We start from the raw sequence: 309 nt of genomic DNA on the forward strand, positions 1-309 counted from the left end.
CCCGCTGCCGCCATGCCGCGCACGGTGCCGGCTCGCTAGCAGTGGAGCGCGCCGTGACCACGCAGCCGGGCGCCCTGCGCAAATGGAAAGCGGTATGGCGCGCGTGGCTTGCCGCGTGGCCTCTGCTGTTGCTTGCCGTGCCGATGGGGCGGGCGGGCGCCGTTGCGCCGGCTGACCCGGGCGAAGCCATCTTCCGCCAGGGCGTGCTGCCATCGGGGCAGCCGCTGATGGCAACCCGTGAGAGCGGCATGCACACGGAAGGCGCCGCAAGCGCCTGCGTCAACTTCCATCGGCGCAGCGGGCTGGGCA

Annotated in this window: 1 protein-coding gene; it reads left to right on the forward strand. The window is 73.1% G+C overall.

Features of this window, described 5'->3' with window-relative positions:
• Positions 1-53 precede the first annotated feature (53 nt).
• The coding region (locus tag RVY79_RS18700; RefSeq protein ID WP_317466049.1) for a hypothetical protein at positions 54-309 on the forward strand (256 nt) is incomplete at its 3' end.

This window comes from Chromohalobacter sp. HP20-39 (assembly GCF_033052815.1).
Classification (GTDB): Bacteria; Pseudomonadota; Gammaproteobacteria; order Pseudomonadales; family Halomonadaceae; genus Chromohalobacter.